At 73.7% G+C, this 15686-nt stretch carries 3 protein-coding genes; all 3 read left to right on the top strand.

The features are described from left to right. The first annotated feature begins 3 nt into the window (after positions 1 to 3). Genes AB0R04_RS13850 through AB0R04_RS13840 form a run of 3 tightly spaced genes read left to right on the top strand, consistent with a single transcriptional unit; the run spans position 4 to position 15673 of the window. Positions 4 to 999 carry a TauD/TfdA family dioxygenase gene (locus AB0R04_RS13850; protein ID WP_363370831.1) on the top strand — a complete coding sequence of 332 codons (996 nt, stop codon included), beginning with the start codon at positions 4 to 6 and terminating at the stop codon, positions 997 to 999. Between the two features lie 49 nt (positions 1000 to 1048). Beyond that, positions 1049 to 14344, top strand: coding sequence for an amino acid adenylation domain-containing protein (locus AB0R04_RS13845; RefSeq protein ID WP_363370829.1), 13296 nt, complete (start codon positions 1049 to 1051; stop codon positions 14342 to 14344). A gap of 6 nt (positions 14345 to 14350) precedes the next feature. Beyond that, complete coding sequence (locus AB0R04_RS13840) at positions 14351 to 15673, top strand: MFS transporter (RefSeq protein WP_363370827.1); 1323 nt, start codon at positions 14351 to 14353, stop codon at positions 15671 to 15673. The last annotated feature ends 13 nt before the right edge of the window (positions 15674 to 15686 follow it).

Genomic DNA, 15686 nt, shown 5'->3' with positions numbered 1-15686 from the left:
ACCATGCTGAACTGGGAACTGAACCCCGGCCGCCCGGCCCTCGCCCACGCCCCGCGCACCGCCGACATCGGCGAGGCCGGCGCGTGGCTGCGCGAGAACGAGACCGAGCTCACCGAAGCCCTCCACCGGCACGGCACGATCTTCCTGCGCGGCCTGCCGGTCGCGAGCACCGAGGACGTCGCCGCCGTGCGCGACGTCCTCATCCCCGAGCGCACCCCCTACCGGGAGAAGGCCACCCCGCGCAGCGACTACGGCAACGGCGTCTTCTCCTCCACCGACCTGCCGTCGCCCCAGCCGATCCGGATGCACAACGAGAACAGCTACACCCTCACCTTCCCGGGCCGACTGCTCTTCGCCTGCCTGACCGCCCCCGAGGAGGGCGGCGCCACCCCGACCGCCGACTGCCGCCAGGTGCTCGACCACCTGCCCGCGCACCTGGTCGAGCGGATGCGGACGTCCGGCTGGACACTCACCCGCAACTACTCGGACTACGTCTCCCTCGGCTGGCGCACCGCCTTCGCCACCGAGGACCGGGCCGCGGTCGAGGCCTACTGCCGGGAGAACGGCATCACCTGGGAGTGGCTGCCGGACGGCAACCTGCGCACCGGCCAGCTGCGCCCCGGCACCATCCACCACCCGGCGACCGGCGAGGAGGTCTGGTTCAACCACCTCGCCTTCTGGAGCGAGTGGTCGCTCGACCCGGACATCCGCGAGGCGATGACCGACGAGTTCGGCCCGGACGGCTTCCCGTTCAACACCGGCTTCGGGGACGGCGAACCGCTGGAGCGCGCCGACGTCGACGCCCTCAACGAGGCGTACCACGCAGCGACCGTGCGCGAGCGCTGGCAGGTCGGCGACGTGATGCTGGTCGACAACGTGCTGTGCGCGCACGGCCGGGACCCGTACCGCGGCGACCGCAGGATCGCCGTCGCGATGGGGCAGCCCCTGGACGTCCTGGACTGCCGGCCCAGCGTCCGGCCCACCCTGGCCTCCGCCTGACCGTCTGCCCAAGAACACCCCGTGCCGTGACGTGAGTAGAGGAAGCACCGTGATCCCGGTTTCGTACGCACAGCAGCGTCTCTGGCTGATCGACCAGATCGAGGGGCCGACCGCGCTGTACAACCTTCCGTTCGCCCTGCGCCTGCGCGGCGAGCTCGACACCGCCGCGCTGCGCGCCGCGACGGTGGACGTGGTCGCCCGGCACGAGGCCCTGCGTACGGTGTTCCCGGTGGACGGGGGAGTCCCGGTGCAGCAGATCCTGCCGGCCGAGGAGGCGCAGCCGCGCTTCCTGGTCGTGGACTGCGCACCGGACGACTACCCCGCCCGCCGGGACGCGGCCTCCGCCGAGACCTTCGAGCTGAGCCGCGAACTGCCCATCCGGGTCACGGTGTTCACCCTCGCTCCGACCGAGCACGTGCTGCTCGTCGTCCTGCACCACATCGCCGGCGACGGCTGGTCGCTCGGCCCGCTGCTGCGCGACCTCGCCACCGCCTACCGGGCCCGGCTCGCCGGCCGCGCCCCCCACTGGGAGCCGCTGCCCGTCCAGTACGCCGACTACGCGCTCTGGCAGCGCGACCTGCTCGGCGACGAGCGCGACCCCGAGAGCCTGCTCGCCCGCCAACTCGACCACTGGCGAACCGCCCTGGCCGGACTCCCGGAGGAACTGGAGCTGCCGACGGACCGCCCCCGACCGCCCACCCCCACCGGCGACGCCGACTCCGTCGACCTCGCCTGGGGCGCCGACCTGCACACCGCCCTGCTCGGCCTCGCCCGGACGCACCGCACCACCCTGTTCACCGTCCTCCAGGCCGGCCTGGCCGCACTGTTCACCAGGCTCGGCGCCGGCACCGACATCCCGCTCGGCACCGGCCTCGCCGGCCGCGCCGACGAGGCCCTGGACGACCTGGTCGGCTTCTTCGTCAATTCGCTGGTGCTGCGCGCCGACACGTCCGGCGACCCGAGCTTCGCCGAGCTGCTCGGCCGCGTCCGGGAGGCCCAGCTCGACGCCTTCGCCCACCAGGACATCCCCTTCGAGCGCCTCGTCGAGGAGCTCAACCCGACCCGCGCCCTCGGCCGCCACCCGCTGTTCCAGACCCTGCTGGTGCTCCAGAACCACGGGCAGGACGCCGAACTCGACCTGCCCGGGCTGGAGTCCGCACCCGAACCGATCGGCCTGCGGGTCGCCAAGTTCGACCTCAACATCGGCATCGCCGAACGCCACGGACCCGACGGCGCCCCCGCCGGGCTCACCGGCTCGATCGAGTACGCCGCCGACCTCTACGACCACGCCACCGTCGTCGCCCTGGCCGCCCGGCTCGGCCTGCTGCTGACCGGTGCCGCCGCCGACCCGCACGCCCCCATCGGCACCCTCGACGTCCTCGCCCCCGAGGAGCGCACCCGCATCCTCACCGAGTGGAACGCCACCGGCGCCCCGGTCCGGCCCGGGACCCTCGCCGAGTCCTTCGAGCGCCAGGCCGACCGCACCCCGCACACCACCGCCCTCGCCCACGACGGCGGCACCCTCGACTACGCCGAACTCGACGCCCGGGCCAACCGCCTCGCCCACCACCTGATCGCCCTCGGCGTCGGCACCGAGACCCCCGTCGCGATGCTGATGGAGCGCTCCGTCGAGGTCGTCGTCGCCACCCTGGCGATCCTCAAGGCCGGCGGCTGCTACGTGCCCATGCACCCCGGCCTGCCGCCCGAGCGGATGACCGACGTGCTCGCCGACACCGGCGCCCCCGTGCTGCTCACCGACCGCGCCGACCCGGGCTTCCCGCACCGGGCCGTGGTGGTCCGCCCCGGCGACGAGGCGGCCGCCCCCGCCTACCGCCCCGCAGTGCCCGTCCACCCGGACCAGCTCGCCTACGCGATGTACACCTCCGGCTCCACCGGCCGCCCCAAGGGCGTCGCCGTCCGCCACCGCGACGTCCTCGACCTCGCCGCCGACCGGCGCTGGCAGGACGGCCGGCACGAGCGGGTCCTGCTGCACTCCCCGCACGCCTTCGACGCCGCCACCTACGAGATCTGGACGCCCCTGCTGGCTGGCGGCACCGTCGTGGTCGCCCCACCCGGTGCCCTCGACGCCACCTCCCTGCACGCCGTCACCACCCGCCACGGCGTCACCGCCGTCTTCCTCACCAAGGCCCTGTTCGACCTCGTCGCCGAGCAGGCCCCGCAGACCTTCGCCGCCCTGCGGGTCGTCTGCACCGGCGGCGAGGCTGCCTCCGGCACCCTGATGCGGCGCGTCCTGGACGCCTGCCCCGACCTGCTGCTCGCCCACGTCTACGGGCCCACCGAGACCACCACCTTCGCGACCCACCACCCGCTCGTCCACGCCGACCTCGACGGCCCCCGGGTGCCGATCGGCGGCCCGCTCGACGCCATGCGCAGCTACGTCCTCGACGCCCGGCTGTGCCCCGTCCCGCCCGGCGTCCCGGGAGAGCTGTACATCGCCGGTGCCGGCCTGGCCCGCGGCTACCTGAACCGGTCGGCCCTGACCGCCGAACGGTTCGTCGCCTGCCCGTACGCGCCCGGCGAGAGGATGTACCGCACCGGCGACCTGGTGCGGCTGCGCGCCGACGGCGCCGTGGAGTTCCTCGGCCGGATCGACGGACAGGTCAAGCTGCGCGGCTTCCGGATCGAACTCGGCGAGATCGAGGCGACGCTCTCCCGCCACCCCGCCGTGCGCCAGGTCATCGTGATCGCCCGCGAGGACCGCCCCGGCGACACCCGGCTGGTCGCCTACTGCACCGCCGACGCCTCGCTCACCCCGGCCGAGCTGCGCACCTTCGCCGGCACCACGCTGCCCGGCTACATGGTCCCCTCCGCCGTCGTCCTGCTCGACGCCCTGCCGCTCAACGCCAACGGCAAGGTCGACCGCCGGGCCCTGCCCGCCCCGGACGTCGCCGCCGACGGCACCGGCCGCGAGCCCCGCGACGAGCGCGAACGGGCGCTGTGCGAGCTCTTCGGCGACCTGCTCGGCATCGACGACATCACCATCGACGACGACTTCTTCGCCCTCGGCGGGCACTCGCTGCTCGCCACCCGCCTCACCGGGCGGGCCCGCGCCGAACTCGGCATCGAACTCGCCATCGGCGACCTCTTCCAGGCCCCCACCGTCGCCGGGCTCACCGACCGGCTCGCCGACCGCACGGCCGACGCGCCCGCCCCGGCCCGCCCGGCGCTGCGGCCCGGCCCCCGGCCCGACCGGGTGCCGCTCTCCTTCGCCCAGCGCCGCCTCTGGTTCCTCGCCCAGGCGGACGGCCCCGCCAGCACCTACAACGTGACCCTCGCCCTGCGGCTGCGCGGCCCGCTCGACCCCGCCGTCCTCGCGGACGCCCTCGGCGACACCGTCCGGCGGCACGAGGCCCTGCGCACCGTCTTCGGCGAACAGGACGGCGTCCCGTACCAGCACGTCCTCGACGGGCCGACCGCCCCGCTGCTCACCACCACCGACCGGCCGGTGGACGAACTCGCCCGCCACACCTTCGACCTGGCCGCCGACCTGCCCCTGCACGCCTACCTGCGGCCCGAGGGCCCGGACGAGCACGTCCTGGTCCTCGTCCTGCACCACATCGCCGGGGACGGCGCCTCGCTGGGCCCGCTCTACCGCGACCTCACCGACGCCTACCGGGCCCGGCTCGCCGGCCGCGCCCCCGGCTGGGAGCCGCTGCCCGTCCAGTACGCCGACCACGCGCTCTGGCAGCACGCCCTGCTCGGCGACGAGGACGACCCGCAGAGCCTGGCCGCCCGCCAACTCGCCTACTGGCGCGACGCGCTGGCCGGCCTGCCGGAGGAGCTGCCGCTGCCGCTCGACCGGCCCCGGCCCCCGGTCGCCAGCCACCGCGGGACCGTCCTCCCGCTGGAGCTCGACGCCGAACTGCACGCACGCCTCGGCGCCCTCGCCGTCGAGCACGGCGCCACGCTGTTCATGGTCCTCCAGGCCGCCTACGCCACCCTGCTGCACCGCTTCGGCGCCGGCACCGACCTGCCGATCGGCACCCCGGTGGCCAGCCGCCTCGACGAGGCCGTCACCGACCTGGTCGGCTACTTCGCCAACACCCTGGTGCTGCGCACCGACGTCTCCGGCCGCCCCAGCTTCGCCGAACTGCTGCACCGCGTCCGCGACACCGACGTGGCGGCGTACGAGCACCAGGACACGCCGTTCGAGTCGCTGGTCGAGGAGCTGAACCCGGCCCGGTCACTGGCCCGACACCCCCTGTTCCAGGTGATGCTGGCCTTCGCCGGCACCCCCGAGGACGGGCCGGACCTGCCCGGCGTCACCGTGACCGAGGAGCCGGTCGACTTCGGCACCGCGACCTTCGACCTCACCCTCAGCCTGGTCGAGCGGCTCGCCGCCGACGGCTCCCCGGCCGGGCTGAGCGGCGGCCTGGAGTACGCGACCGACCTGTTCGACCGGGAGACGGTCCGGCGGCTCGCCACCGCCCTGGAGCTGATCCTGCGCCAGGCGGTCGAGGACCCCGAGCGCCCGGTCGCCGCCCTGGAGGTGCTCGGCGAGGCCGAGCGGGACGCTCTCGCCGCATGGAACGACACGGCGCTGCCGGACGCCGGCGCGCCCTACCTGACGGTGTTCGAGAAGCAGGCCGCGCGCACCCCCGGGGCCGTCGCCCTGGTCTGCGGCCCCGAGTCGCTGACCTTCGCGGAGCTGAACGCCCGGGCCAACCGGCTGGCCCGCGCCCTCGCCGACGAGGGCGCCGGGCCGGACACCGTGGTCGCCCTCGCCGTGCCGCGCTCGGTGGAGTCGGTGGTCGCCACGCTGGCGACACTGAAGGCCGGCGCGGCCTTCCTGCCCCTGGACCCGGAGTACCCGGCGGAGCGGATCGCCCACATGCTGGCCGACTCCGCCCCGGCGGTCGTGCTCACCGACCACCGCTGGCCGCTCGCCGAGCCGCTGGACGGACGTACCGTGCTGCCCGTCGACGACGAGCTGTGGGCCTTCCACGACGACCACGACCTGCCCGGCACCGCCCACCCGGGGCACGCCGCCTACATCATCTACACCTCCGGCTCCACCGGCAGGCCCAAGGGCGTCGTGGTCTCCCGCGGCAACTTCGCCAATCTGCTGGCCTTCCACCGCGCCGAGGTCGGGGCCGCCGTCGAGCGAGCCCGGCCGGGCCGCCGGCTGACGGTCGCGCTCACCGCCTCGCTGTCCTTCGACGCCTCCCTGGAGGGCTTCCTCTGGCTCGCGGCCGGGCACGAGCTGCACCTGATCGGCGACGACGTGCGCCGCGACGCCGCCGCGCTGGTGCGCCACGCCGAGCGCACCGGGATCGACGTCCTCGACCTCACTCCCACCTACGCGGACCAGCTGATCGAGGAGGGACTGCTCACCCGCTGCCCGCCGGCCCTGCTGCTGCTCGGCGGCGAGGCCACCGGCCAGGCCCTGTGGACCACCCTGCGGGACGCCCCGGACCTGATCGCGTACAACCTGTACGGCCCGACCGAGTGCACCGTCGACGCCCTGTACCACCGCCTCGCCGACAGCGAGCGCCCGCTGATCGGCCGCCCCCTCGGCAACCTCCGCGCCTACGTGCTGGACTCCCGGTTGAACCCGGTGCCGGCCGGGGTGCCCGGTGAGTTGTACCTGGCGGGGGCGGGTCTGGCCCGGGGCTACCTGAACCGGCCGGAGCTGACCGCCGAACGGTTCGTGGCCTGCCCGTTCGAGCCGGGGGAGAGGATGTACCGCACCGGCGACCTGGTGCGCCGCCGCCCGGACGGCGACCTGGACTACCTGGGCCGCACCGACCAGCAGGTCAAGATCCGCGGCTTCCGGATCGAACTCGGCGAGATCGAGACCGCGCTGACCTCGCAGCCCGGGGTGCTCCAGGCCGCGGTGCTGCCGTACGAGCAGGGCCCGGGCGGGGCCCGGCTGGTCGCCTACCTGGTGGGCCCGGCCGCGTCGGACCCGGCCGAGCTGCGCGCCGCCGTCGCGGCCGAACTGCCCGCCCACATGGTGCCGGCCGCCTTCGTGGCGCTGGAGGCGCTGCCGCTCAACGCCAACGGCAAGCTGGACCGCTCCGCGCTCCCGGCACCGGACTTCGCGGAGTTCGCGGGTGGCCGGGCGGCGCGGACGGCGGAGGAGGAGATCCTCTGCGGGCTGTTCGCCGAGGTCCTCGGTGTCGAACGGGTGGGCGCCGACGACGACTTCTTCGCGCTCGGTGGTCACTCCCTGCTGGCGACGCGGCTGCTGAGCCGGGTGCGGTCGGTGCTGGGGGTGGAGCTGGGGGTGCGGGATGTGTTCGAGGCGCCGACGGTGGCGGGGCTCGCGGCCCGTTCGGGCGCGGCGGCCGGCCGGCCGGTGCTGTCGGGAGGTGCCGAGCGTCCGGAGCGGGTGCCGCTGTCGTTCGCGCAGCAGCGGTTGTGGCTGATCGACCGGATGGAGGGCCCCAGCGCGCTCTACAACGTGCCGGTCGCGCTGCGGCTGGACGGTGAGCTGGACGTGGCGGCGCTGGAGGCGGCGCTGGGTGACGTGGTGGCGCGGCACGAGAGCCTGCGCACGCTCGTGGCCGAGGCGGACGGCGAGCCCTACCAGCGGATCCTGTCGCCCGAGGAGGCCCGGGTCACCGTCGAACGCCGGGACTGCCCGGCCGACGCGCTGGCCGACGCCGTGGACGAGGAGTCCCGCCGCCCCTTCGACCTGGCGGCCGAACCCCCCTTCCGCGCGACCCTGCTGAGGACGGCCGAGGAGAGCCACGTGCTGCTCCTGGTGCTGCACCACATCGTCAGCGACGGCTGGTCGATGGGTCCGCTGCTGCGGGACCTGTCGACGGCGTACGCGGTCCGGTCCGGGGGCGAGGTGCCGGTGGTGGAGCCGCTGCCGGTGCAGTACGCGGACTACGCGCTCTGGCAGCGCCGACTGCTGGGGGAGGAGTCGGACGAGAACGGCCTGCTGTCGCGTCAACTCGACTACTGGCGCGGGATCTTGACCGATCTCCCGGAGGAGTTGGCGTTGCCGGTGGATCGTGCGCGTGGTGTGGTGGCGTCGCATCGGGGTGACCGGGTGGTGCTGCCGCTGGGTGTCGAACTGCATCGTGGGTTGGTGGGGTTGTCGCGTGCGCATCGGGTGACGTTGTTCATGACGGTGCAGGCGGCGTTGGCGGCGTTGTTGACCCGGTTGGGTGCGGGGACGGATGTGCCGATCGGCACGGTGGTGGCCGGTCGTTCGGACGAGGCGTTGGACGAGTTGGTCGGGTTCTTCGTCAACACGCTGGTGCTGCGGACCGATACGGCGGGTGACCCGAGTTTCGCGGAGTTGCTGGGTCGGGTGCGGGAGTCGGATCTGGGGGCGTTCGGGCACCAGGACGTGCCGTTCGAGCGTCTGGTGGAGGAGCTGAACCCGGCGCGGTCGCTGGCCCGCCACCCCCTCTTCCAGGTGATGCTGGTCCTGCAGAGCAACGAGCAAGCCGAACTGGAGCTGCCCGGACTGCGCGTCGAGACCCTGCCGGCCGGGACCGGGGTGGCCAAGTTCGACCTCAACGTGATCATGGAGGAGGTCTTCGGCCCGGACGGCGAACCTGCCGGGATCGACTGCGCGATCGACTTCGCGACGGATCTGTTCGACCGGGAGACGGTGGAGTCGCTGGCGGTGCGGTTCGGGCGGTTGCTGCGGGCCGTGGTGGAGCGCCCGGAACTGTCGGTGGGCCGGGTGGAGTTGTTGGCAGCGGAGGAGCGGGCCGGGCTGGTCGGTGGCGGGTTCACGTCGCTGCCGTCGCGGGTGCCGTTGGTGCCGGAGGTGTTCGAGGCGCAGGTCGCGCGGACTCCGGAGGCGGTGGCGCTGGTGTGCGGCGCCCAGACGTTGACCTTCGCCGAGTTGAATGTGCGGGCGAATCGGCTGGCGCATCGGCTGATCGCTGCGGGGGTGGGGCCGGAGTCGGGTGTGGCGTTGGCGCTGCCGCGTTCGGTGGAGTCGGTGGTGGGGTTGCTGGCGGTGCTGAAGGCCGGTGGTGTGTACCTGCCGCTGGACGCCGAGTACCCCGCCGACCGCACCGCCGACACCCTGGCGGACTCCCGTCCGTCGCTGGTGCTGACCGACCCGCGGTGGCCGCTGCCCGAGGTCCTGGCGGGCCTGCGGACGCTGGACGTCACCGAGGACGGCCCCGGCCCCGAGAGCGATCCGGCCCCCCGCGTCACCGCGCAGGATGCGGCGTATGTGATTCACACGTCGGGTTCGACGGGTCGTCCGAAGGGTGTGGTGGTGTCGCACGGGAGCCTGGCGGCTCTGTTGGCGGCGCATCGGGCTGGTGTGATGGCGGGTCGGGTGCGGTCGCGGGTGGCGTTGACGGCGTCGTTGTGCTTCGACGCGTCGTGGGACGGCGTGTTGTGGCTGGTGGCCGGGCATGAGCTGCACCTGGTCGGTGATGAGGTGCGCCGGGACGCGACAGCGCTGGTGCGTCATGTCCGCGAGCGCGGTATCGGGGTGCTGGAGGTGACGCCGTCCTTCGCCGAGCAGTTGGTGGAGGAGGGGTTGTTGGCCGAGTCGGCACCGGAGCTGTTGCTGCTCGGTGGTGAGGCGGTGGGCCAGGCCCTGTGGTCGCGGTTGCGGGAGGCGCCGGCGACGGAGGCGTACAACCTGTACGGGCCGACGGAGGCGACGGTGGACACGCTCGTCCACCCGTTGGCCGCCACCGAACAGCCGGTGTTGGGCCGGACGGTCGCCGGGACGCAGGCCTATGTGCTGGACGAGTGGTTGAACCCGGTGCCGGCGGGGGTGGCGGGTGAGTTGTACCTGGCGGGGGCGGGTCTGGCCCGGGGGTATCTGAACCGGCCGGGGCTGAGCGCCGAGCGGTTCGTGGCCTGCCCGTTCGAGCAGGGGGAGAGGATGTACCGCACCGGCGACCTGGTGCGCCGCTCCCGCGAGGGTGAGCTGGAGTACCTGGGCCGCACCGACCAGCAGGTCAAGATCCGGGGCTTCCGGATCGAACTCGGCGAGATCGAACAGGTGTTGGTCCGCCACGACGTCGTCCGCCAGGCGGTCGTCACCACCCGGGAGAGCGACGACGGCGACCGCCGGCTGGTGGCCTACTGCGCGGTGACCGAGCAGATCCCTGGGATCGCCCTCGACCTGCGGGAGTTCGTCGCCCGGGCACTGCCCGGCTACATGGTGCCGGCCGCCGTCGTCCCGCTCACCGCCCTGCCGCTCACCGGCAGCGGAAAGGTGGACCACCGGGCCCTGCCGGCGCCGGACTTCGCGGAGTTCGCGGGTGGCCGGGCGGCGCGGACGGCGGCGGAGGAGATCCTCTGCGGGCTGTTCGCCGAGGTCCTGGGGATCGCCGGGGTCGGCATCGACGACGACTTCTTCGCGCTCGGTGGTCATTCCCTGCTGGCGACGCGGTTGTTGAGTCGGGTGCGGTCGGTGCTGGGGGTGGAGCTGGGGGTGCGGGATGTGTTCGAGGCGCCGACGGTGGCGGGGCTCGCGGCCCGTTCGGGTGCCGGGGTCGGGCGTCTGGTGCTGTCGGCGGAGGCGGAGCGTCCGGAGCGGGTGCCGCTGTCGTTCGCGCAGCAGCGGTTGTGGCTGATCGACCGGATGGAGGGCCCGAGCGGGCTCTACAACCTCCCCGTGCTGCTCCGCTTGGGCGGTGAGCTGGATGTGGCGGCGCTGGAGGCGGCGCTGGGTGATGTGGTGGCGCGGCACGAGAGCCTGCGCACGCTCGTGGCCGAGGTGGACGGCGAGCCGTACCAGCGGATCCTGCCGCCCGAGGAGGCCCGGGTCACCGTCGAGGTCCTGCCCGTGGGCACCGACCCCGAGAGCTGCGTCGACCGGCCGTTCGACCTGTCCGCCGACCTGCCCGTGCGCGTCCAGGTGATTCCGGGCGGGTCCGACGGAGACCTGCTGGTGCTGGTGCTGCACCACATCGCCGGTGACGGCTGGTCGATGGGTCCGCTGCTGCGCGATCTGTCGACGGCGTACGCGGTCCGGTCCGGGGGCGAGGTGCCGGTGGTGGAGCCGCTGCCGGTGCAGTACGCGGACTACGCGCTCTGGCAGCGCGGACTGCTGGGGGAGGAATCGGATTCCGGGAGTGTGCTTTCGCGTCAGTTGGATTACTGGCGCGGGGTGTTGGACGGCCTTCCGGAGGAGTTGGCGTTGCCGGTGGATCGTGCGCGTGGTGTGGTGGCGTCGCATCGGGGTGACCGGGTGGTGCTGCCGTTGGGTGTGGAGTTGCATCGTGGGTTGGTGGGGTTGTCGCGTGCGCATCGGGTGACGTTGTTCATGACGGTGCAGGCGGCGTTGGCGGCGTTGTTGACCCGGTTGGGTGCGGGGACGGATGTGCCGATCGGCACGGTGGTGGCCGGTCGTTCGGACGAGGCGTTGGACGAGTTGGTCGGGTTCTTCGTCAACACGTTGGTGCTGCGTACCGATACGGCGGGTGACCCGAGTTTCGCGGAGTTGCTGGGTCGGGTGCGGGAGTCGGATCTGGGGGCGTTCGGGCACCAGGATGTGCCGTTCGAGCGTCTGGTGGAGGAGCTGAATCCGGCGCGGTCGCTGGCCCGCCACCCCCTCTTCCAGGTGATGCTGCTGCTGGAAGGCGACCGGACGGCCTCGGCGCCGCTCACCCTCGGCGCCCTGCCCGCCACCGTGCAGTCGACGGCCGGATCGGTGGCCAAGTTCGATCTGAGCATCGGCATGGGCGAGACCTTCGACGCGGACGGCGAGCCCGCCGGCCTGGAATGCGCGATCGACTTCGCGACGGATCTGTTCGACCGGGAGACGGTGGAGTCGCTGGCGGTGCGGTTCGGGCGGTTGCTGCGGGCGGTGGTGGAGAGTCCGGAACTGCCGGTGGGCCGGGTGGAGTTGTTGGCGGCGGAGGAGCGGGCCGGGCTGGTGGGTGGCGGGTTCACGTCGCTGCCGTCGGGGGTGTCGCTGGTGCCGGAGGTGTTCGAGGCGCAGGTCGCGCGGACTCCGGAGGCGGTGGCGCTGGTCGTCGGCTCGGAGCGCCTCACGTTCGCCGAGTTGAATGTGCGGGCGAATCGGCTGGCGCATCGGCTGATTGCCGCGGGGGTGGGGCCGGAGTCGGGTGTGGCGTTGGCGCTGCCGCGTTCGGTGGAGTCGGTGGTGGGGCTGCTGGCGGTGCTGAAAGCCGGTGGTGTGTACCTGCCGCTGGACGCCGAGTACCCCGCCGACCGCATCGCCCATACGCTCGCCGACGCGCAGCCCGTCCTCGCCGTGACCGACGATCGCTGGCCGCACCCGGAGTTGCTGGCCGGGCTGACCGTGGTGGAGGCCGGTGACGTGGCCGGTCCGGAGTCGGACCCGGTCGCGCGGGCTTCGGCCGGGGATGCGGCGTATGTGATTCACACGTCGGGTTCGACGGGTCGTCCGAAGGGTGTGGTGGTGTCGCACGGGAGCCTGGCGGCTCTGTTGGCGGCGCATCGGGCTGGTGTGATGGCGGGTCGGGTGCGGTCGCGGGTGGCGTTGACGGCGTCGTTGTGCTTCGACGCTTCCTGGGACGGCCTGTTGTGGCTGGTGGCCGGGCATGAGCTGCACCTGATCGGTGATGAGGTGCGGCGGGATGCGGCAGCGCTGGTGCGCCATGTTGGGGAGCGCGGTATCGGGGTGCTGGAGGTGACGCCGTCCTTCGCCGAGCAGCTGGTGGAGGAGGGACTGCTCACCGGCTGCCCGCCGGAGCTGTTGCTGCTCGGTGGTGAGGCGGTGGGCCAGGCCCTGTGGTCGCGGTTGCGGGAGGCGCCGGCGACGGAGGCGTACAACCTGTACGGGCCGACGGAGGCGACGGTGGACACGCTCGTCCACCCGCTGGCCGCGACGGAGCAGCCGGTGTTGGGCCGGACGGTCGCCGGGACGCAGGCCTATGTGCTGGACGAGTGGTTGAACCCGGTGCCGGCGGGGGTGCCCGGTGAGTTGTACCTGGCGGGGGCGGGTCTGGCCCGGGGGTATCTGAACCGGCCGGGGCTGACCGCGGAGCGGTTCGTGGCCTGCCCGTTCGCGTCCGGGGAGAGGATGTACCGCACGGGTGACCTGGTGCGCCGCTCCCGTGAGGGTGAGTTGGAGTACCTGGGCCGCACCGACCAGCAGGTCAAGATCCGGGGCTTCCGGATCGAACTCGGCGAGATCGAACAGGTCCTGAGGCGGCACCCCCGGGTGTCGGCGGCCGTCGTCCGCCCGGTCGAGGACCGGGCAGCGGGCACTCGTCTGGTCGCCTACGTGGTGACCGACGGCCGGCTGGACCAGGCAGGTCTGCGGGCCTTCGCGGGCGGGTTCCTGCCCGGCTACATGGTGCCGGCCGCCGTCGTCCCGCTCGACGCGCTGCCGCTCACCGGCAGCGGCAAGCTCGACCACCGGGCCCTGCCCGCCCCGGACTTCGCCGAACTCGCCGGGGGCCGCGCGCCGCGCACCGAACAGGAGCGGGTCCTCTGCGGGCTGTTCGCCGAGGTCCTGGGGATCGCCGGGGTCGGCATCGACGACGACTTCTTCGCGCTCGGCGGTCACTCCCTGCTCGCGATGAAGCTGCTCGCCCGGATCCGCACCGCCCTCGGCGCCGACCTCGGGATGCGCGCGCTGTTCGAGGCCCCGACCGTCGCCGGACTGGCCGGCCGGCTCGGTGCCGGGCCGGCCGCCGACGCCCTGGACGTGCTGCTGCCGCTGCGCACCGGTGGCGGCCTGGCCCCGCTGTTCTGCGTCCACCCGGCCGCCGGCATCAGCTGGGTCTACTCCGGCCTGCTGCCGCACCTCGGCGCCGACCGGCCGGTCTACGGTCTGCAGGCCCGCGGCCTGCGCGGGGATGCACCGGCGAGCGTCGCCGAGATCGCCGAGGACTACGTGCGGCAGATCCGGGCGGTGTGGCCGTCCGGCCCGTACCACCTGCTCGGCTGGTCCTTCGGGGCGGTGGTCGCGCAGGAGATGGCCGTCCGGCTCCAGGCCGAGGGCGCACAGGTCGGTGTGCTCGCCCTGCTCGACGGCGCACCGGTCACCGGCCACGGTCCGGCGGCCGCCGACGGGCCGGAGGAGGACGAACCCGTCGACACCCTGGCCGAGTTGCTGCTGTCACTGGGCTACGACCCGGAGGCCGGGCGCGGCCAGGCCGAGCTGGCCGCCGTCCTGGGGGAGGCCGCCGCCGAGCTGCCCGGCATGTTCGAGCGGCACCGCAAACTCATGGCCGAGCACGTGCCCGGCCGCTACCGGGGCGACGCCGTCTTCTTCGGCGCGACCCTCGACAAGCCCGCCGACTGGCCCTACGAACGGTCCTGGCGGCCGTACCTGGACGGCCGGATCGAGCCCCACCGCCTCGCCTGCGCGCACGGCGAGCTGACCCGCCCGGAACCCCTCGCACGGATCGCCTCCGTGCTCGCCGAGAAGCTTGGAGAGTGACCCGCGATGTCCGTCACCACCCCCGCCATGGCTCCGCCGGAGCCGTCCCGCAGCCGCTGGGGGCTGTGGGCCCAGGCCGACTTCCGTCGGCTCTGGATCGGTGAGACCACCAGCGGTCTCGGTACGGCGGTCGGCAACGTGGCGCTGGCCCTGGTGGCCGTCGTCACCCTGCACGCCAGCCCGCTCGCGGTCGGCCTGCTGACCGCCTCGGCCTGGCTGCCCTGGCTCTTCCTCGGGCTGCCGGCCGGTGCCTGGGTGGACCGCTGGCCCAAGCTGCGGGTGATGCTGGTCTGCGACCTGCTGCTGCTCGTCCTGTTCGTCAGCGTGCCGGTGGCCGGCTGGTTCGGTGTGCTGACCATGGCCCAACTGGTGCTGGTGGCCCTGCTGACCGGCGGGGTGAAGGTGTTCTTCTCCACCGCGTACGGGGCGGTGCTCCCGTCGCTGGTGGCCAAGGAGGACGTGCTGGAGGCGAACGTCAAGCTGCGTTCCGGGGAGTCGGCGGTGGAGATCGCCGGTCCCGGTGCGGCCGGCCTGCTGTCGCAGCTCTTCGGCGCGACCAGCGGCCTGCTCGCCGACGCGGTGAGCTACCTCGTCTCGGCGGTCTGCGTGGCCCGGATCACCGTGGTGGAGCAGCCTCCGCCGCCGTCGCAGCGGCGGGGCATCCTGAAGGAGATCGGCGAGGGCGTGGGCTTCCTGGCCCGCGACCCGTACCTGCGGACGCTGGCCTGCTTCGGGGCGGTCGGCAACCTCGGGCTGAACGGCATCCAGGCCGTCCAGACGGTCTTCCTGGTGCGCAGCGTCGGCATCGGATCCGGCGAGGTGGGCCTGGTGTTCGCGGTGGTGAGCATCGGCGGGCTGGCCGGCGCGGCGGTGGCCGGGCGGCTGGCCCGGCGGCTGGGCAGCGCCCGCGGGCTGCTGCTGTGCGAGCTGGTGGTCGCGCCCTTCATCTTCCTGCTGCCGATGGCCGGCGACCAACTGCCGCTCGCGGTCAGCGCGCTCGCGTGGTCGGTGGCCGTCTGCGGCGTCGTGGCCGGGAACGTGCTGGCCGGCAGCTTCTACCAGTCCTACTGCCCGCCCGCGATGATCGGGCGGATCAGGGCCAGCGCCTCGACCGTCAACTACAGCGCGATCCCCCTCGGCGCCCTGCTCGGCGGCTGGCTCGGCGAGGTGCTGGGCCCGCGCACCACGATCTGGATCATGGCGGGCGTGCTGCTGTCCGCAGGCGCCGTGCTGCTGGCGAGCCCGCTGCGCGGAATGCGCGACTTCCCGGCGCGCCCCGAGCACGGCGACCACCGCGCCGACGACGCGCGGCCCGAGCCCGCCGTCTGACCTCGCCGCCTGA

This window comes from Kitasatospora sp. NPDC056731 (assembly GCF_040687675.1).
Classification (GTDB): domain Bacteria; phylum Actinomycetota; class Actinomycetes; order Streptomycetales; family Streptomycetaceae; genus Kitasatospora.
The sequence above is the reverse complement of the archived record's forward strand: the minus strand, read 5'-3'. Positions and strand labels throughout refer to the sequence as shown.